The organism is Paraburkholderia fungorum (assembly GCF_046026025.1).
Classification (GTDB): Bacteria; Pseudomonadota; Gammaproteobacteria; order Burkholderiales; family Burkholderiaceae; genus Paraburkholderia; species Paraburkholderia fungorum_E.
On record NZ_JAQQFL010000030.1, the window covers coordinates 1 to 18,031 of the forward strand.

At 61.6% G+C, this 18,031-nt stretch carries 16 protein-coding genes and 1 tRNA gene; 9 read left to right on the plus strand and 8 right to left on the minus strand.

The genetic code is table 11. From position 1 onward, the window contains the following. Together PQR67_RS27545 and def are read right to left on the minus strand one after the other, a co-directional pair. On the minus strand, window positions 1-436 hold a 436-nt coding region (locus tag PQR67_RS27545; RefSeq protein ID WP_408466002.1), incomplete at its 3' end, for a methionyl-tRNA formyltransferase. 31 nt (window positions 437-467) lie between these two features. Next, window positions 468-971 carry a peptide deformylase gene (def, locus tag PQR67_RS27550; protein WP_408466003.1) on the minus strand — a complete coding sequence of 168 codons (504 nt, stop codon included), beginning with the start codon at window positions 969-971 and terminating at the stop codon, window positions 468-470. A gap of 244 nt (window positions 972-1,215) precedes the next feature. On the opposite strand from def, the gene dprA reads away from it, so the two are divergent. The 3 genes from dprA (at window position 1,216) to PQR67_RS27565 (ending at window position 5,864) form a co-directional block, all read left to right on the plus strand. After that, window positions 1,216-2,472, plus strand: a complete 1,257-nt coding sequence (gene dprA / locus PQR67_RS27555; protein WP_408466004.1) for a DNA-processing protein DprA — start codon at window positions 1,216-1,218, stop codon at window positions 2,470-2,472. An 89-nt stretch (window positions 2,473-2,561) separates the two neighbouring features. Beyond that, window positions 2,562-2,939 (plus strand): thioredoxin family protein, encoded by a 378-nt coding sequence (locus PQR67_RS27560; RefSeq protein ID WP_408466005.1) that lies wholly within the window; start codon window positions 2,562-2,564, stop codon window positions 2,937-2,939. Window positions 2,940-3,188: 249 nt separating this feature from the next. Further along, complete coding sequence (locus PQR67_RS27565) at window positions 3,189-5,864, plus strand: DNA topoisomerase III (RefSeq protein WP_408466006.1); 2,676 nt, start codon at window positions 3,189-3,191, stop codon at window positions 5,862-5,864. Window positions 5,865-6,029: 165 nt separating this feature from the next. On the opposite strand, the gene PQR67_RS27570 is transcribed toward PQR67_RS27565, so the two are convergent. Then, window positions 6,030-7,130, minus strand: a complete 1,101-nt coding sequence (locus tag PQR67_RS27570) for a LysR family transcriptional regulator (protein WP_408466007.1) — start codon at window positions 7,128-7,130, stop codon at window positions 6,030-6,032. A gap of 342 nt (window positions 7,131-7,472) precedes the next feature. Continuing rightward, window positions 7,473-9,341: a phosphoenolpyruvate carboxykinase (GTP) gene (locus PQR67_RS27575; RefSeq protein ID WP_408466008.1), complete on the minus strand. Its 1,869-nt coding sequence runs from the start codon at window positions 9,339-9,341 to the stop codon at window positions 7,473-7,475. A gap of 388 nt (window positions 9,342-9,729) precedes the next feature. Between PQR67_RS27575 and PQR67_RS27580 the strand changes: the two genes are divergently transcribed. Continuing rightward, window positions 9,730-10,743 carry a D-2-hydroxyacid dehydrogenase family protein gene (locus PQR67_RS27580; protein WP_408466009.1) on the plus strand — a complete coding sequence of 338 codons (1,014 nt, stop codon included), beginning with the start codon at window positions 9,730-9,732 and terminating at the stop codon, window positions 10,741-10,743. Window positions 10,744-10,785: 42 nt separating this feature from the next. Here the strand turns inward: PQR67_RS27580 and PQR67_RS27585 are convergent, their stop codons facing one another. Next, window positions 10,786-11,661, minus strand: a complete 876-nt coding sequence (locus PQR67_RS27585) for a patatin-like phospholipase family protein (protein ID WP_408466010.1) — start codon at window positions 11,659-11,661, stop codon at window positions 10,786-10,788. 45 nt (window positions 11,662-11,706) lie between these two features. Further along, window positions 11,707-12,111: a PaaI family thioesterase gene (locus tag PQR67_RS27590; RefSeq protein ID WP_408466011.1), complete on the minus strand. Its 405-nt coding sequence runs from the start codon at window positions 12,109-12,111 to the stop codon at window positions 11,707-11,709. 201 nt (window positions 12,112-12,312) lie between these two features. Here PQR67_RS27590 and PQR67_RS27595 point away from each other — a divergent pair. The 3 genes from PQR67_RS27595 (at window position 12,313) to PQR67_RS27605 (ending at window position 14,029) form a co-directional block, all read left to right on the plus strand. Further along, window positions 12,313-12,388: transfer RNA gene (locus PQR67_RS27595), tRNA-Lys, on the plus strand. Between the two features lie 134 nt (window positions 12,389-12,522). After that, window positions 12,523-13,269, plus strand: a complete 747-nt coding sequence (locus PQR67_RS27600; protein ID WP_408466012.1) for a UPF0149 family protein — start codon at window positions 12,523-12,525, stop codon at window positions 13,267-13,269. Window positions 13,270-13,441: 172 nt separating this feature from the next. After that, window positions 13,442-14,029: a LysE family translocator gene (locus PQR67_RS27605; RefSeq protein ID WP_408466013.1), complete on the plus strand. Its 588-nt coding sequence runs from the start codon at window positions 13,442-13,444 to the stop codon at window positions 14,027-14,029. 28 nt (window positions 14,030-14,057) lie between these two features. Here the strand turns inward: PQR67_RS27605 and PQR67_RS27610 are convergent, their stop codons facing one another. Next, on the minus strand, window positions 14,058-14,945 hold the full coding sequence (locus tag PQR67_RS27610) for a helix-turn-helix transcriptional regulator (RefSeq protein WP_408466014.1): 888 nt from the start codon (window positions 14,943-14,945) through the stop codon (window positions 14,058-14,060). 216 nt (window positions 14,946-15,161) lie between these two features. Between PQR67_RS27610 and PQR67_RS27615 the strand changes: the two genes are divergently transcribed. Beyond that, a complete protein-coding gene (locus PQR67_RS27615) occupies window positions 15,162-15,821 on the plus strand; it encodes a PadR family transcriptional regulator (protein ID WP_408466095.1) in 660 nt (219 codons plus the stop codon). Beyond that, the gene (locus PQR67_RS27620; RefSeq protein WP_408466015.1) at window positions 15,818-17,194 is read left to right on the plus strand and encodes an FAD-dependent oxidoreductase; all 1,377 of its coding nucleotides are present in this window, start codon (window positions 15,818-15,820) and stop codon (window positions 17,192-17,194) included. Before PQR67_RS27615 ends, PQR67_RS27620 begins: the two co-directional genes overlap by 4 nt. A gap of 21 nt (window positions 17,195-17,215) precedes the next feature. Here PQR67_RS27620 and PQR67_RS27625 read toward each other — a convergent pair whose 3' ends face one another. Beyond that, on the minus strand, window positions 17,216-18,010 hold the full coding sequence (locus tag PQR67_RS27625) for an ABC transporter substrate-binding protein (protein WP_408466016.1): 795 nt from the start codon (window positions 18,008-18,010) through the stop codon (window positions 17,216-17,218). Between the last annotated feature and the right edge of the window lie 21 nt (window positions 18,011-18,031).

Here is an 18,031-nt window from a genome sequence, read left to right on the forward strand (position 1 = left end):
TTTTTGTTTTTTTGGGTGCCGCACGTTGTTGGGTGGGTTTAGGGGGGGGGGCGCCGCCCCAGCGCGGCAACAATGATGCGTGAATGTTGATGCAGCCCAGCGGCGGAATATCGAGCACTTCCTGCGGCAGGATCAGACCATAGGCGGCCACCACCATCACGTCGTGCGGCGTGGCATGCAATTGGTCGATCGCAGCGGCGGCTTTGGCCGGATATTTGCCGGCGCGGCGCAGCGAAGGCGGCTGCGCGACGGCAATCCCGTGTTCCTGCGCGTAGCGCTTGACCGGGCTCGCCTGCAACTTCATCCCGCGTCCGGCGGGTTGATCTTGCCGGGTCAAGACGAGCGGCACCGGAAAACCGGCGCCGTGAATCGCGGCCAATGCGGCCGCGGCGAACTCCGGCGTACCGGCAAAGATGACGCGCAACGAATGACTCATGAGCGGGTGCGGTAGGCGAGGTGGGCGCGCATTACATCGCGTGGGCGAGCTTCTTCATCTTGCTCTTGATGCGCGTCTGTTTCAGCGACGACAGGTACTCGACGAACACGCGGCCCATCAAGTGATCCATCTCGTGCTGGATGCACACGGCCAGCAGCTCTTCGCAATCCATCTCGAAGGTTTCACCCTTCTCGTTCAGCGCCCGCACGCGCACTTTCTCGGCGCGCTCGACGTTGTCGTAAATGCCCGGCACCGAGAGGCAGCCCTCTTCCGAAAGCTTCTTTTCGTTGCTCGACCAGATGATTTCCGGGTTGATGAAAGCGAGCAGTTCGTCGTGCGTTTCCGACACGTCGATCACAACCACGCGTTCGTGCACGTCCACCTGGGTCGCTGCGAGGCCGACGCCGGGTGCGGCGTACATCGTTTCGGCCATGTCGGCGACGAGCCGGCGAATGCGGTCGTTGACGACTTCGACCGGCTTCGCAATCTTGTGCAGCCGCTTGTCCGGGTAATTGAGAATGTTCAGTAAAGCCATGATCTTGAGTGTGTTTTATAGGCGCCGCTGCCCGGTGGAAGGCTAGCGTTGGCCATTCGGCCAGGTTGTGGGCGCATCGCGTTACGCAGACGATAGAGGGTGTCGAACCGGTTCGATTCAACGCGCCACGTGCGCTAGACGACGGGCCCGCGCGGGTGGGCGCGGCGCTGCAGTTTTTTCGGATGATGAAAATTTTAGCATGGCGCCCGCCTGCCCGCTGGCCCTGCAGGAGGATCGACGTTCAATGCATACCTTGCCCGCAACCCATATTGAACTCGCCGCATGGCTGCGGCTTGCGCTCGCGCCGGGGCTGAAACCCGCCGCGCTGCGCTTACTGCTGGGCGCTTTTGGACTGCCGGCAGCGATTTTCAATCAACCGCTCGAGGCACTTGCCGAGATCGCGGGCGAAACTGCAGCGCGCGCCGTGCTGGCACCGCCTATCCCAGACTTCGACGCGCAACTCGACGCAGTCATCGCATGGCGCGAGCTACCAGGCAACCATGTGGTGACCCTCGACGATCCTGCCTACCCGCCCGCGTTACTGACCATGACCGATCCGCCGCCACTACTATATATAAAGGGTCGGCTGAATCTGTTGCACACGAAAGCAGTCGCCATGGTAGGCAGTCGCAGCGCGACACCGCAAGGCGCTGAAGACGCTGAGCGCTTCGCGCGTGAGCTTTCACAAGCCGGCGTCACGATCGTGTCGGGGCTGGCGCTGGGTATCGACGGTGCAGCGCATCGGGGCGGGCTGGAAGGTGTCGGCGGCACTGTGGCGGTGATCGGCACCGGTGCCGACCTCGTGTACCCGGCGGCGCATCATGCGCTGGCACGGCAGATCGCGGCGCAAGGCGCAATCCTTTCGGAATGGCCGCTAGGCACGCCGGCGCGCGCCGCCAATTTCCCGCAGCGTAACCGCCTGATCGCCGGCCTCGTCAGCGGGGTTGTGATCGTCGAAGCTGCAATGCGCTCGGGCTCGCTGATCACGGCACGGCTCGCCAATGAAATGGGGCGCGATATCTTCGCTTTGCCCGGCTCGATCCATGCACCGTTGTCGCGCGGCTGTCATCGAATCATCAAGCAGGGCGCCAAGCTGGTGGAAACGCCCGATGAGGTGCTGGAAGAGCTGGGTTTCGGCAAGCCAGTAGCCGCGAAGGCCGCCGCCCAGCAGGCGGTTCTTTGGAACGCTGGCACGCCGGAATCGCCAAAAACATCTGCGCCGGAAGGAGTTCGGCAAGAATTGGCGACGGTGCACGCAGCGGCGCTCCATCGGGAGTCAGATACGGCGCCCGCGTCGCCAGTAGAGCCGTGCCCGGCCATGAGCGCGGAGGCGCTACAACTCCTCGACGCACTGGGTCACGCCCCCGCCACGCTTGAAATTCTTGCCACCCGCACCGAGATGGGGGACGCAGCATTGCAAAACACGCTGCTGCAACTTGAACTCGCCGGCCAGGTCACCGCGCTGCCCGGCGGCCGCTTCACGCGGGCGACCCGCGGCTGACCCCGCATTGACCAGGGTTGACCGCGATTTGGGATCGGCCATGCTACATTCGCGCCAAAGCACCTGACAAAAGTACGCAAGGAACCACCATGCCCGCGCTGAATCTCGACACCGACCAAGACCGGATTGCCGAGCGCGTCAACGAACCCGACACGCTGTTCGTAGCCTGCCTGTGCGCGGAGTGGTGCGGGACTTGCCGTGACTACCGGGAAGCCTTCAACCGGTTGGCGGATAAACATCCGGATATCTGCTTTGCATGGATCGACATCGAAACCCATGCGGACCGCTTCGACGATCTGGATGTCGAGAATTTCCCGACCATCCTGATCGAAGACTCAGTAACGACACGTTTTTTTGGCACGGTTTTGCCTCAGGCCGCGATTGTGGAGCGGATGTTGTCTGACCTGACGGCTGTACCGGGCATCAGCGGCGCGCCCAAACTGCGGCCCGCGCTGGCCGTCGCGTGAATGTGGCTGCCGGCCGCTAAACCTTGCGGCACGGGCGTTGCGAGCGGTACACGGCGCGTTTTCCGTCGCTCGCCCGGTTACCGAGCGCGCAATTATCATGGCGCGCTTTTTATGGCACTTGACACGCCGCGCTCGCGCCGTGTGCTATAAAGCGGTCGTTATTGGGTCGCAAAGGTCGCAAACGAGGGTCGCGCTGGTTAAAGCGCACTCAAGGCCATCAACCCGGATCTACCAACCTCACATCGAGTCATGTCCAAAGCACTGATCATCGCCGAAAAGCCTTCCGTCGCGAACGACATCGCGCGGGCTTTGGGCGGCTTTACCAAGCATGACGAATACTACGAGAGCGACGACTACGTCCTTTCCTCGGCAGTCGGCCACTTGCTGGAAATTGCCGCGCCCGAAGACTATGAAGTCAAACGCGGCAAGTGGAGCTTCGCCAACTTGCCCGTCATTCCGCCGCATTTCGATCTGAATCCGATCGCCAAGAGCGAGTCGCGCCTGAAGGTGCTGACCAAGCTGCTCAAGCGTAAAGACATCGACCGCCTGATCAACGCATGTGACGCGGGGCGCGAGGGCGAGCTGATTTTCCGCCTGATCGCGCAGCACGCGAAAGCCAAGCAGCCGGTGCAACGCCTGTGGCTTCAGTCGATGACAGCCGGTTCGATCCGCGACGGCTTTGCCCGTCTGCGTAGCGACGAAGAAATGCAACCGCTCGCCGATGCGGCGCGCTGCCGCTCGGAAGCGGACTGGCTGGTCGGCATCAACGGTACGCGTGCCATGACCGCGTTCAACAGCAAGGGCGGCGGCTTCTTCCTGACCACGGTCGGGCGAGTGCAGACGCCGACGCTGTCGATCGTCGTCGAGCGCGAAGAAAAGATCCGCCGCTTCGTGCCGCGTGACTATTGGGAAGTGAAGGCCGACTTCGTCTGTGCGGGCGGCTTCTACGAAGGCCGCTGGTTCGATCCGAAATTCAAGCGCGACGAGTTCGATCCTGAAAAGCGCGATTCGCGTCTGTGGGCGCTGCCCGCGGCTGAGACGATCGTCGCTGCCTGCCGTGGCCAGATCGGCACGGTGACGGAAGAATCGAAGCCGTCCACGCAACTGTCGCCGGCGCTGTTCGACCTGACCAGCTTGCAGCGTGAAGCCAACGGCCGCTTCGGCTTCTCGGCGAAGAACACGCTGGGCCTGGCTCAAGCGCTGTATGAAAAGCACAAGGTGCTGACCTATCCCCGGACCGACGCGCGCGCGTTGCCGGAAGACTATATGGATACGGTCAAAGAAACACTGGGCATGCTCAAGGAGAGCAACAACTATCTCCCGTATGCCAAGCAGGTGTTGGACAAGGGCTGGGTGAAACCGAACAAGCGCATCTTCGACAATTCGAAGATCAGCGACCACTTCGCAATCATCCCAACGGCGCAAGCGCCGAAGAATCTGTCCGAGCCGGAACAGAAGCTCTACGACCTGGTGGTGAAGCGCTTCCTGTCGGTGTTCTTCCCCGCCGCCGAATATCGCGTGACGACGCGGATCACGGAAGTGGTCGGTCATCACTTCAAGACTGAAGGCAAGGTGCTGGTCGAACCGGGCTGGTTGCAGGTCTATGGCCGCGAAATCAGCGGCGAAGATGCGAACCTCGTGCCGGTGCAGAAGGACGAGAAGGTCAAGACTGACAAGATCGCCGCCCAGCAACTGGTGACGAAACCACCCGCACGCTACAACGAAGCGACCTTGCTGTCGGCCATGGAAGGCGCGGGCAAACTCGTCGAAGACGACGAATTGCGCGAAGCCATGGCGGCCAAGGGTCTTGGCACGCCGGCCACGCGCGCCGCCATTATCGAAGGGCTGCTCGGCGAAAAGTATCTGATCCGCGAAGGCCGCGATCTGATTCCGACAGCCAAGGCTTTCCAGCTGATGACGCTGTTGCGTGGTCTCGGCGTGAAGGAATTGACCGCGCCGGAATTGACCGGCGAGTGGGAATACAAGCTCTCGCAGATGGAGCGTGGCAACCTGCCGCGCGACGCGTTCATGCAGGAAATCGCCCGCATGACGCAGACCATCGTCAAGCGCGCGAAAGAGTACGATTCCGACACGATCCCGGGCGATTACGCGACGTTGCAGACGCCGTGTCCGAATTGCGGCGGTCAGGTAAAGGAAAACTACCGGCGCTTCGCGTGCTCGAAGTGCGAGTTCTCGATCTCGAAGATTCCGGGTGGCCGTCAGTTCGAAATTCCGGAAGTTGAAGAGCTGTTGCAGAACAAGACGATCGGACCGCTGTCGGGTTTCCGCAGCAAGATGGGCCGCCCGTTCTCCGCGATCCTGAAGCTCTCGCTGGATGACGAGATCAAGAACTACAAGCTCGAGTTCGACTTCGGTCAGGATTCGGGCGGCGAAGACGGTGAACCGCCTGACTTCTCCGACCAGCAAGCGGTCGGCGCGTGCCCGAAGTGCAAGGGGCGCGTGTTTGAGCACGGCATGAGCTATGTTTGCGAGAACTCGGTTGCCAATCCGAAGACGTGCGACTTCCGCTCGGGCAAGGTGATTCTGCAGCAGGAAATCGCGCGCGAGCAGATGGCGAAGTTGCTTGAAGAAGGACGCACCGACCTGCTGACGAATTTCAAGTCGTCGCGCACCGGCCGCAACTTCAAGGCTTTCCTCGTCAAGCAGAACGACGGCAAGATCGGCTTCGAATTCGAGAAAAAAGAGCCGTCGGCCAAGACAGCTGCGAAGACTGCGGCGGCCAAGACGGCAGCCAAGGCAGCGCCGGAGTCGGACGACGAAGATACAGCCGTTGCAGTAAAGACGGTGCCCGCCGCCAAGAAGGCAGCAGCGAAGAAAGCGCCGGCGACCAAGACTGCTGCAAAGACCGCAGCGGCCAAGAAAGCACCGGCGAGGAAAACGGCTGCGCGCAAGACCGGCTCGTAATTCGCCGGCTCGTCATTTCAGCAGGCGGCCGCAAGCGTATTCAGCTTCCGGCCAGTTCTGATACAGCCAGGAAAAAAGGCGCAGTCACTTCCGTGACTGCGCCTTTTTGTTTGCCGACCGGACCGCGCTAACCTCAAACGCAGCCGACGGCGATCGCTCGAATTGTTACAGCGGCGACAGAGCGGTGGGCCGCGGACGATTCGTCGTCTTTGCCAACGTCTTCGGCATCGGCGATAACTCGCTATCCAGCAGCCGTGACAGCGGCTCAGCGCCATCGAACGCTTCCGGCGGCATGTGGTTCGCGGAATCGAGCGCGGCGGACGTGGCAGGCCTCTCAAGGCCGTCCTTGATCCACTGTTCGCCGAGCAGGCTGTTCGGCGTCTGGCTGAAATGCTCAACCAGATGATCGATGAACGTACGCACCTTGGCCGGCAAGTGACGGCGGCTCGGATACGCGATGTTGATCTCGACCTGCGGCAAACGGAAATCGCCGAGCAAACGCACGAGCCTGCCGCGCGTCATGTCACGGCCAATCAGATAGCTCGGCAGAATCGCGATACCCATGCCGAGCAAGGCGAACTGCCGCAGCATTTCCGTGTTGTTGGCCACGATCACGTTAGACGGACGCACGCGCACCTCGCCCTCCGAGCCCGTGAAGACACGCTCGTCGCCCCAATATTCGGACGGCAAACTCAGGCACGGATGCTCGAGCAGATGCTCGGGACGGGTGGGCGTGCCGTGCTTTTCAAGATACGCGGGCGTCGCGCACACCGTCATGCAACCGGTAGTCAAACGCCGCGTGACAATGCTCGCGCTGCGCATCTGCCGCGTGACCACCACGCCCACGTCGAAACCTTCTTCCACCAGATCGACCTGACGGTCGACCAGCGTGACATCGGGAATGACTTTCGGATAGCGCTCAGCGTACGTCTGCAGCACGGGCGCAAGGTTATGCAACCCGAATACGACCGGTGCGACGATTCGCAACGTGCCGACGGGTTCGTGATTGCGCGCGACCACCATCTGCTCGACGTCTTCCAGTTCGTCGAGAATCTGGCGCGCACGCTCGAGATAAACCTGGCCGGATTCGGTCAGAGACAAGCTGCGGGTTGTGCGATTGAGCAGCCGCGTACCAAGGCGGCCTTCGAGATCGGCAACGTGACGGGTGGCAACTGCGTTGGAAATATCCATCGCGCTCGCAGCGCGGGCAAAACTGCCGAGATCCGCCACTTTGACGAAAACTCGCATCGACTGCAAATGATCCATAGGACAACTCCTGCCGTGTTACAGCTTCCTGACAATTAGTGAAAACCAGTGAAGCGAACTTGGAATTCTCCTACGACTCGCGAAATCGTGCAGAAGTTGCCCGTCAAAGCGGAAATATTGTCGATATTTGTGCCACTGTGCTCCCAAGTGTGGGGTCTGAACCGCGATTGTTCCAAAAATGGAAACAATTTGCTGCACCGCAGCTTGCACTGTCTTTTTTGTTCGAACAGATGCAAAGGACGATCCAGCGCCGCGAAATCAGAAAAGATCACGTTCCAGCGTCGACATGGTAAAGAAAAACCGCCCGAAGGCGGTTTTCATACGAAGTGAATACTCACGTATTCAAGCTGCGAGTTTTCCCTCGAGGGCGCGTTTTGCCTCGGTCAAAGCCGGCGGCAGACCTTGCTGCAATGTGTCAAACAGGGCGGCATGCAGTTCGAGTTCGTTACGCCACGCAGCATCGTCGACCGAGATCACCTGATCAAATTGCTCACGGCTGAAATCGAGGCCACTCCAGTCGATGTCTTCGTAGTGCGGCGACACGCCGAATGCATGTTCTTCGCCTTGCGCCTGGCCTTCAATGCGCCCGACCATCCAGCTCAACACACGCATGTTCTCGCCAAAGCCCGGCCAGACGAACTTGCCGTCCGGACCCTTGCGGAACCAGTTGACGCAGAAGATTTTGGGCAGCTTCGCGCTCAGTTGCTCAAGACGCTCGCCGGTTTTCAGCCAGTGTCCGAAATAGTCGCTCATGTTGTAACCGCAGAACGGCAGCATCGCGAACGGATCGCGGCGCACGACGCCTTGCTGCCCCGCCGCCGCCGCGGTTGTTTCCGAGCCCATGGTCGCCGCCATGTACACGCCTTCGACCCAGTTGCGTGCTTCTGTGACGAGCGGCACCGTGGTTGAGCGGCGGCCGCCAAAGATGAACGCGTCGATTGCGACACCCGCCGGGTTCTCCCAGTCGGCGTCGATCGACGGACATTGCGAGGCTGGCGCCGTGAAGCGCGCGTTGGGGTGCGCGGCCTTCTGCCCGCTCTCCTTGGCGTTCGCCGGCGTCCAGTCCTTGCCCTGCCAGTCGATCAGATGCGCGGGTGGCACGTCGGTCATGCCTTCCCACCAGACGTCGCCGTCGTCGGTCAGCGCGACGTTCGTGAAAATGACGTTTTCCTTCAGCGTGGCCATCGCGTTGAAGTTGGTCTTTTCGCTCGTGCCGGGTGCGACGCCGAAATAGCCCGCCTCCGGATTGATCGCGTACAGACGGCCGTCCTTACCCGGCTTGATCCAGGCGATGTCGTCGCCGATCGTGGAGATTTTCCAGCCGTTCAGGCCTTCCGGCGGAATCAACATCGCGAAGTTAGTCTTGCCGCAAGCCGACGGAAATGCCGCCGCGACGTGATGCTTGCGACCTTCCGGCGACGTCACGCCGAGAATCAGCATGTGCTCGGCGAGCCAGCCTTCGGCACGGCCCATGGTGGACGCGATGCGCAGCGCGAAGCACTTCTTGCCGAGCAGCGCATTGCCGCCGTAGCCCGAGCCGTAGCTCCAGATTTCGCGCGCTTCGGGGAAATGGACGATGTATTTGGTGTCGTTGCACGGCCACGGCACGTCTTTCGCGCCCGCCGCGAGCGGTGCGCCGACCGAATGTACGCACGGCACGAACTCGCCGTCTTCGCCCAGCACGTCGTACACCTTGCGGCCCATGCGCGTCATGATGCGCATGTTGGTCGCCACGTACGGGCTGTCGCTCAGCTCGACGCCAATGTGCGCGATCGGCGAACCGAGCGGGCCCATCGAAAACGGCACCACGTACATGGTGCGGCCGCGCATCGCGCCGTCGAACAGGCCATCGAGCTTCGAACGCATCTCAGCCGGTTCGATCCAGTTGTTGGTCGGCCCGGCATCTTCACGACGCTTTGAGCAGATGAACGTGCGATCTTCGACACGCGCAACATCTGACGGATCGGACCAGGCCAGATAGGAATTGGGACGTTTGGCGGGATTGAGCTTTTTGAGGGTGCCGGCTTCGACCATCTGGGCGCACAGGCGGTTGTATTCTTCCTGCGAACCGTCACACCAGACGATCCGATCGGGCTTGGTCAGGGCGGCAACGCGCTGGACCCAGTCGATCAGTTTCCGGTGTTTGACCCACGTAGGCGCCCCTGCGGACACCTCGACATTGGGCTGTCCTTCGAATGAGGGATGATTCATCGACTTGTCTCCGTTTTGAAAGCAATAGAAAAACGGTACAAGCCCAGCGACGCTGCATGCGAGAGGCGTTCAATTCATCGCGCCGACATTTCTACAAACCGACGCGTTATTGTGCAGGTCATCGTGGGCCACACAGCCTGTTGCACGGAGGCGCCGATAAACGGTTTTGCCGACGGTTGTCTGCAACCGTCTGTAAAGCGGCTTGCCTCAACACGCAACAAACTGTTAAAAACGATGTCAATCGGCCTTGCCGTGGCGCTGCCGTTCTTCGCGGCAACTTCTACAGTAAGGCATTCAGCCAGACCGGCATGTGACCTGGGTCACATGGTGGGACAGTCAGCATAACACTCCGTTCCGCACCGCTATGGTGCGCCGCAAGACACATACCATGAAGATTGCCATCCTCGACGATTACCAGGACGCCGTCCGCAAGCTCGACTGCTTTCAACTGCTGGCCGACCATGAGGTCAAGGTTTTCAACAACACGGTTCGCGGTCTCGGCCAGTTGGCGAGCCGTCTTTCCGAAGTCGACGCCCTCGTCCTGATTCGCGAACGCACCCGCATCAGCTCGCAACTACTCGACAAGTTGCCGCGTTTGCGCATGATCAGTCAGACTGGCAAAGTCTCCAGCCATATCGATCTGGCGGCCTGTACCGAGCGCGGCATCGCCGTGCTGGAAGGCAGCGGCTCGCCGATCGCGCCGGCCGAGCTGACGTGGGCACTCATCATGGCGGCTCAACGGCGGATTCCGCAATACGTAGCAAACCTTAAGCAAGGGGCCTGGCAGCAGTCCGGATTGAAGACATCGGCGCTGCCGCCGAACTTCGGTTTGGGCCAGGTATTGCGCGGCCAGACACTGGGAATTTGGGGTTACGGCAAGATCGGCCGCTTGCTTGCCGGATACGGCAAGGCGTTCGGCATGAACGTGCTGATCTGGGGCCGCGAGCATTCGCGCGAAGCGGCGCGTGCAGACGGATATGGCGTGGCCGAGAGCCGCGAGGCGCTGTTCGAGCAGAGCGACGTGCTGTCCCTGCATCTGCGTCTGCATGACGACACGCGCGGCATCGTCAAGCAGGAAGACCTGATGCGGATGAAGCCAACCGCATTGCTCGTGAACACGAGCCGGGCTGAATTGCTCGACGAAAATGCGCTGGTGAATGCGCTGTCGCACAACCGTCCGGGCATGGTCGCGATCGATGTCTACGAAAGCGAGCCGATTTTGCAGGGCTACAGCCTGCTGCGTATGGAGAATGTGATCTGCACGCCGCACATTGGCTACGTGGAGCGCGAGAGCTACGAGTTGTATTTCACCGCGGCGTTCCAGAACATTCTGGCTTTCGACGCCGGCGACACCGCCAGCGTGGCAAATCCGGAAGCGTTGCAGGGCGGGCGCCGGCGTTAAGCTTCAGCGCCAACCGCCGTTGCTCACCGCACGAAGCGCACCTCAGCGCGCTTCGTGCGCGCCGGCTTCCAGCAGAGCGGGGATGCGTTCCAGAAAGACCTCGCCGTCGGTGCGGCCGAGGTTGTACGCGTGCACCATCTGCGACGGGCTCGTGTAATCCCACGCCGAAATAGGTACCTTGCGCGATGGCTGCACATAGAGCCGTTGCTGCACGCCGTGCGGCACGACGAACATCTGCGGCCGCGGATAAAGACGCGTGACCATCACCAGCACGTTGCCGGGCGCCTCGGCGTCGAGCGCGCCGACCGGCACGTTATCGACCATTCCGCCATCCAGCACCGGGCGGCCATTGCGCCGTAAAACCGGTGTGAACGGCGGGGTACTCGAGGATTGCAGAATCAGATCGGCAAGGTCCTCGACCGTCGCGCAATCCTGCGCGCGCACGAATTCCGGATGAAAGCCGAGCGTCTGACCCAGCGTCGGATGCAAGGTTTTGCGCACGTATTTCTCGATGTTGTACGCAATCAGACCCGCGGCGACCGCGCTTCGCGCGCCGAGCCAGCGCGGCAGATGCGATACGCCGATGCGGATTTCGGGTGCGTCGGCGAGCGTGGAGAATTTGTCGCTGTAGATGTCGAGCAGCGCCTGTCGGTAGATCCGGTAGTGCGGAAAAACCGATTCGCCGCGCAGCAGGTTGCCCCAGTAGGCGTTGCGGGTGTTGTGGCGCAACGCGTCTTGGTAATAGCGCATGACCCAGTCGGAATCGCGCGTGTAGAGCATGCACGCGGTGGCGGCGCCGGCCGAAATGCCGGCGATGACGCGCGGACGGATGGCCAGTTCCGGCTGCACCACGTCCCAGAAACCCGCCTGCCACCAGCAGCGATTGCCGCCGCCGGCGAATACAACCTGATCGAACATCTTGGCTTTTTCCTCTAATACGGCTCGCGGGCTCGCTTTGGGGTCTCAGTCGAGCAGCGCGTAGGTGGTGGTGGCGTGGACGGCCATATTGCCGGCTTCGTCGAATAATTCGACTTCGCCGAACACCAGATTGCGGCCCATGCGCAGCACGCGCGCGGTGATCAGCACGTCGCCATTGCGGACCGCGCGCATGAAACTGATGTTGAGCGACACGGTGCTCATCGGTTTGAAGCCGCCGAGCGCGGCTGAGATGGCGACGATCATCGCCGTGTCGGCGGCTGCCATAAAGACCTGGCCGCAGATCACGCCACCCGAATGACGCAGCCCACCGGAAAACGGCAGGCGCAAAGTCGCGCTTTCGTCGTCGACCTTGACCGGGGTCAGCGTGAGCGCACGGACCCAGGGTGCGAGGATGCGGTCGAGCAACTCGTTAATCTCTTTGTCATCCATGGCGGTCCCCGGTCGGACGCCGCGCGAGGCTTCGAGCGGCAGGTGTCCGCGACATGATACCGGGACGGTGAGCCATGCGCCTTTCCGGTGCCTGACGGCAGCCAACCGCCGGTGCCGGGCCGCCTCTCTCAGATTTTTTAAGAAATCTGCTAAAGGGGCTTGGCAATCTCGGAAAGTTACTGCATAATTTCGCTTCTGTTTGGGGCGTTAGCTCAGCTGGTAGAGCAGCGGACTCTTAATCCGTAGGTCGACAGTTCGAATCTGTCACGCCCCACCAAGAAATTCAGTAAAAAGCCCGGTCCTTGCGACTGGGCTTTTTGCTTTGCGGCGGCCGTGCCGTGTGAGCAAGCCGGCACCGCATTCCCCCGACATGCCATCGGGACCCGAGATTCGAAGCGCCGGAGCGTCACCATGTCCAAATCAAAACTCAACCCCGCTGATCTGGCTACGCCGCTCACCGAAGAAGAATTCGACGAACTCGACGAGTTTCTGGTGTCCGACATAACGTCGGACGAGACACTGACGATCGAGGGGCTCGACGGTTATTTAACCGCAATGGCCATTGGCCCGACTACCATGCCGCCCAGTTACTGGCTGCCAGGCGTGTGGGGCCCCAGCGAGAATGACACTCCTGCCTTCGAAACAATGGATCAGGCGCAGCACATTCTTGGGCTGATCTTGCGGAACATGAACGGCATCATTCTCTGCCTGGAAGATGACCCCGATGAGTTCGAACCGGTGTTTGGCTTCGTCAGCATTGACGAGAGCGGCCGCGAATTCATCGACGGCGAAGCATGGGCAGTGGGCTTCATGCAAGGTCTCACGCTCGTTCGGGCGGATTGGCAAGCGCTGTTCGACAGCGAGCAAGGCCGGGAATGGCTGCGTCCGATACGTTTGATGGGCGCACGGGATCTCACGCGGGAAGAGGAGGAGCTGATCGGCACGCCAGAACAGGATGAAGCCCTCACCAAACAGATTCCCGCCAGCGTCGCCGCGATCTATCGTTTCTGGCTTCCTTACCGCCAGGCCGTCCATGAGCGGACGCTAGCCGCCACGACCCAGCGCACCGAACCCAAGGTCGGCCGCAACGACCCGTGTCCTTGCGGCAGCGGCAAGAAATTCAAGAAGTGCTGCGGCGCTGCGGCGACGCTTCACTGAAGCTTCATTCCGTAAGCACAGGCGTCCAATTTCGAGCGGCAGGAGCCATGATCGCCTCGGCTCCTGCATGACTGCGTCACCCCGGAAGGTCATTTCCTTCAATACACCCCGCCCCACTGCCCGATACCGTTGAGCGTCGCCAATCCCGCGCACTCACGTATCGAGGCATCAGATGACCGTCTTACTCTCCATGGCCGCCTTCGCGCTGGCCGCGTCGATTTCTCCTGGTCCGGTCAATGTCGTCGCGCTCAGCGCCGGCGCACAGCATGGATTCACCGCGAGCATGCGGCATGTGACCGGCGCGACCGTCGGGTTCACGGTGTTGCTGCTGCTCATCGGTCTGGGCCTGCATGAATTGCTCGCGCATTTCCCCAATCTGATCGACATCGTCAAATGGGCCGGCGTTGGGTTTCTGTTTTATATGGCCTTCAAACTCGCCGTCGATGACGGCAAGCTCGGCGCGGACAAGACCACTCGCGGACCATCCTTCGCCTACGGTGCGGCGATGCAATGGTTTAATCCGAAAGCCTGGCTCGCGTCACTGGCCGGCATGGGCGCCTACGCGGCCGATGGCGACGGCCGGCTCGTCTGGCAATTCGCCATCGTGTACTTCGTGGTGTGCTATCTGTCGATTGCCAGTTGGGCGTATGCCGGCACCTTCCTGCGTCGATACTTGCAGGAGCCGAGTCGCGTGAGGGTATTCAATCGGGCGATGGCGGCTTTGCTCGCGGCAAGCGCGTTGTATCTGCTGATAGCGTGACACGGACCGCGGAACACCTGTGCGCAATTCAACTGCGATATTGCCCGGGCGTTGCCGCGACCAGCCGCTTGAAGGTCCGCTGCAAATGCGCCTGATCGGCAAAGCCCGCATCGAGCGCCACGTCCGCTATCGGGTAGCCGCGCCGGAGTTGCGCGCGGCTGTACTGGATGCGCCGGTTGATCAGATACGCATGCGGCGTCATGCCATAACGCCGTTTGAACGCCCGGATCAGGTGTGATGCGGACAGATCGGCCGCTTTGCAGACATCCTCCAGCTTCAACGGACGCGTGCAGTTTTCGGCGATGAATTCCGCGGCGCGCGCGAGTTGGGCACTTGTGCCGTCATCCGGCAAGGGTGCCGGATTCAGCTTCTGTTGTACTTCCGAGAAGAACGCGACCGTCGCGCTTTCCTTACGCATGGGCTCGCTTTCATCGTCGACGAGGATTGCGTATAGACGGTTCAATCCGTCGAACAACGCCGGGTCCGCCGTCATGGTCTGCGAGAAAGCGCGAAACGCGTGGTTGTCGCTGAAACCCAGGTCGTGTTGCAGCCCCGTGAGCCAATCAACCTCGACGTGCAGCATCCGATACGACCAGCGCTCGTCGGCAACCGGGTTGCACGCGTGCACGTCGTCCGGATTCATCATCACCACCGCACCCGCGCCGATCCATTCACTTGCGTGGCGATTCACGTACACGCTCTGCCCGCCGGTGACGGCGCCGATCGAAAACGTCTCATGCGAGTGTTTGGCATAGCAAACCTCGCGGCCATCGTCGATAGAACGCGCCTCGATGAACGGCAACGCTTCATCGCGCCAGAACTTCGGTGCGGCAGTCTGCGCAGCAGACGTCGCCGCTGAGTCGACTGTGTCGCCTGCGTTGCCTGAGTCACTCCAGCCGTTCATCCCGCTACTCATCGCTCGCTCCTCGGTCATGCGCTTTGTCTCATCGCAGCTTTCTCGCCTGTGCCTATGCACGGCAGCGCGAACCACATCGTAACGGTGCAATCCAGCGCAGACCAGCGCCCGAAACATCGCGACCGCAGAAATTTCAGCACTTCACGCTTGCCAATCCCTAAAATATAGTTATATTATGACTAGATACACAAAGACTAGTTTATGCCCACTCCGCTCATGGTCCGTCACTCTCCGCTTGCCCTCGCTGTTCTCGCCATGCTGACTGAAGCGCCGATGCATCCGTACCGGATGCAGCAGCTCATCAAGGCACGCGGCAAGGACGAGGTCATCAACGTCGGTCAGCGCAACAGCCTGTACCAGACAATCGATCGCCTGCTGCGCGGCGATCTGATCGCCATCCGCGAAACGGAACGCGACGGCGCGTTTCCGGAACGCACGGTCTATGAAATTACCGAGGCCGGCCGCGACACCGGCCGTCTGTGGCTGCGCGAACAGCTCGCGCAGCCCGCCCGCGATTTCCCGGCCTTTCCGGCCGCGCTCTCATTCCTGCCGCTGCTCTCGCCTGACGACGTGTGCCGTCAACTCGTCACCCGCATCGGCGCACTCGAACGGGAATTGATCCGGTTCGACGAGGCCACGGCCCAGGCCACCGAGATACAGATACCGCGGCTTTTCCTGCTCGAAGGCGAACTGATGCGTGCGCAACTGGTGGTCGAGTTGGACTGGGTTCGCAGCGTGGTGGCGGATCTGAAAGCCGGCACGCTGACCTGGAGCCCGGAATGGCTTGAAGAAATCGCTCAACGTTTCATACTGCCGGCCGGCGAAACCAGGTACCGGCCGACCCAACCTGCCGCAAAGAAGGGGACGAAGTCATGAGTCGTGAACCCATGGAAGTGATCGTGATCGGAGCGGGCACTGGCGGCCTCTGCCTTGCGCACGGCTTGAAGCGCGCCGGCATCAACGTGAATGTCTACGAACGCGATCGCACGCGCGCGGACGGTTTGCAGGGCTATCGGGTCGGGATCAATCCGCACGGGCTGGCGTCGCTGGAAGCCTGTCTGCCGCCAGAACTTTATGCGACGTTCCTCGCGACCTGCGCACGCACGCCCGGCCACTTCAACATCCTGACCGAACGAATGACCGAACTGCTCACGGTACCGCTCGAAGACGAATCGATGAGCGGCGGCAAATCGGTCAGCCGGATGACGCTGAGGCAAGTGCTGCTCACCGGTCTCGAAGCGCACGTGCATTTCGACAAGACGTTCACGTCGTACGAACAGCATGCCGACGGCAGCGTCACCGCCCATTTCGCGGACGGCACGCACGTCACGGCGGATCTGCTGGTCGGCGCGGACGGCGCGCGCTCAAAGGTGCGCCGCCAATTGCTACCGCACGCGCGGTTGGAAAACACCGGCATCGTGAGCGTCGGCGCAAAGGTGCCGATGGATGAAGCGTCACGCGCGCTGCTGCCGCCCAAGGTGCTCGACGGCATTACGCTGATCAACGCGCCGAAGGGTTACGGCGGCATCGTGCACGTGATGGAATTTCCATGGCGCGCGGACGGCAGCGGCATGAAGGAAGGCATCGGCAACAACGACGCCGCGCTGCTCACGCGTTGGCCCGGATTGCTTTACGACAACACGCGCGACTATCTGATGTGGGGCGTCTGGGGCGCATTGCACAACTTGCCGGCCGATCCCAAATCGCTTGGACAAGCTGCGTTACTCGCGCTCGCGACGCAGATCACCGACGGCTGGCATCCTAATCTGCGCGCGCTGATTCGCGCATCGGATCCGTCCACGGTCTTCAGCGTCGATGTGCGCACGTCGGTTCCGCTCAACCCATGGCCGACCAGCAATGTCACGGTACTGGGCGATGCGGTGCATCTGATGACACCGGGCCGCGGCGTGGGTGCGAACACCGCGTTGCGCGATGCCGCGCTACTCGCCTCGCGTCTGGCCGATGCGCAGCAGAGCAAGCTGTCGGGTCACGACGCGGTCGCGGGTTATGAGGAGGAAATGCGCCGCTATGGCTTTCACGCGGTCGCGGAATCGCGCAAGCAGTTCGATGCGAGTGGCGCGCTGCATCGGCCGGTGGTCGGGCGCATGGCGTTGAGCGCGATGCGCACCACCTTGCGGGTGGTGAACAATGTGCCGATGCTCAAGCGCCGCATGATCGACGCCGAGAACGAGTTTCGCGGCGTCGATCGTCAGAATCGCAATGCGGCGCCCGCCGCGCAAGGTCAGTAACGCGGTCAGTCGCGCAGTCAGTTACTTCGCGCTCACGTCGATATTGCCGAGATACTTGGCCGCCAGCGTCTTCACCGTACCGTCGGTCTGGACCTTGGCGATCGCCGCGTTCAGTTGATCGCGCAGCGCGGTGTCGCCTTTGCGAATCCCGTATGCGATGCCGCTGCCGAGGATCTTGTCGTCGCGCACCGGCTGGCCGACGAACGCGTAGTCCTTGCCGCCAGGCTTCGACAGAAAACCCGTCTGTCCCGCCGGCGCGAGAACGAGCGTGGCATCGAGCCGGCCCGCCACCAGATCCGTGTACACCTGATTCTGATCCTGATACGGCACGACCGTCACGCCAGCCGGTTCCCAATGCGTCTTCGCAAAGGTTTCCTGAATCGACGCCTGCAACACGCCAACGCGTTTGCCCTTCAACGAGGCCGGCGTCGGCAGCAAACCGCTGTCGCGTTTCGCGATCAGTTGCGTCGGCACGCGATACACGACGGTGGTGAAATCGATCGCCTGACGGCGCTGCTCGGTAGCGTTCATCGCCGAATTGATCGCGTCGAACTTGCGGCCCTGCAGCGCGGGAATCAGGCCGTCGAACGAAGTCTCGACCCATTTGCACGTCATATGCGCGGCGGCGCAGACGGCATTGCCGACGTCGACGTCGAGACCTTGCAGCTCACCGTTCGGCCCTTTCGATTCGAACGGCGGATACTGCGCCTCGAGTCCGAAACGCAGCGTCGATGTGTCGGCGGCGAGCGCGGCCGACGACGCGGCAATCGACGCGAATGCGCAGGCCAGCGCCAATAGAGGCTTGAGCAATTTCATAACAGGTCCCTTTTCCTTCGG

What these genes read in the sequence shown, in the direction of transcription:
- def (WP_408466003.1), bottom strand. Translation starts at nt 971, where the DNA reads ATGGCTTTACTGAACATTCTCAATTACCCGGACAAGCGGCTGCACAAG.
- dprA (WP_408466004.1), top strand. Translation starts at nt 1,216, where the DNA reads ATGCATACCTTGCCCGCAACCCATATTGAACTCGCCGCATGGCTGCGG.
- PQR67_RS27560 (WP_408466005.1), top strand. Translation starts at nt 2,562, where the DNA reads ATGCCCGCGCTGAATCTCGACACCGACCAAGACCGGATTGCCGAGCGC.
- PQR67_RS27565 (WP_408466006.1), top strand. Translation starts at nt 3,189, where the DNA reads ATGTCCAAAGCACTGATCATCGCCGAAAAGCCTTCCGTCGCGAACGAC.
- PQR67_RS27570 (WP_408466007.1), bottom strand. Translation starts at nt 7,130, where the DNA reads ATGGATCATTTGCAGTCGATGCGAGTTTTCGTCAAAGTGGCGGATCTC.
- PQR67_RS27575 (WP_408466008.1), bottom strand. Translation starts at nt 9,341, where the DNA reads ATGAATCATCCCTCATTCGAAGGACAGCCCAATGTCGAGGTGTCCGCA.
- PQR67_RS27580 (WP_408466009.1), top strand. Translation starts at nt 9,730, where the DNA reads ATGAAGATTGCCATCCTCGACGATTACCAGGACGCCGTCCGCAAGCTC.
- PQR67_RS27585 (WP_408466010.1), bottom strand. Translation starts at nt 11,661, where the DNA reads ATGTTCGATCAGGTTGTATTCGCCGGCGGCGGCAATCGCTGCTGGTGG.
- PQR67_RS27590 (WP_408466011.1), bottom strand. Translation starts at nt 12,111, where the DNA reads ATGGATGACAAAGAGATTAACGAGTTGCTCGACCGCATCCTCGCACCC.
- PQR67_RS27600 (WP_408466012.1), top strand. Translation starts at nt 12,523, where the DNA reads ATGTCCAAATCAAAACTCAACCCCGCTGATCTGGCTACGCCGCTCACC.
- PQR67_RS27605 (WP_408466013.1), top strand. Translation starts at nt 13,442, where the DNA reads ATGACCGTCTTACTCTCCATGGCCGCCTTCGCGCTGGCCGCGTCGATT.
- PQR67_RS27610 (WP_408466014.1), bottom strand. Translation starts at nt 14,945, where the DNA reads ATGAGTAGCGGGATGAACGGCTGGAGTGACTCAGGCAACGCAGGCGAC.
- PQR67_RS27615 (WP_408466095.1), top strand. Translation starts at nt 15,162, where the DNA reads ATGGTCCGTCACTCTCCGCTTGCCCTCGCTGTTCTCGCCATGCTGACT.
- PQR67_RS27620 (WP_408466015.1), top strand. Translation starts at nt 15,818, where the DNA reads ATGAGTCGTGAACCCATGGAAGTGATCGTGATCGGAGCGGGCACTGGC.
- PQR67_RS27625 (WP_408466016.1), bottom strand. Translation starts at nt 18,010, where the DNA reads ATGAAATTGCTCAAGCCTCTATTGGCGCTGGCCTGCGCATTCGCGTCG.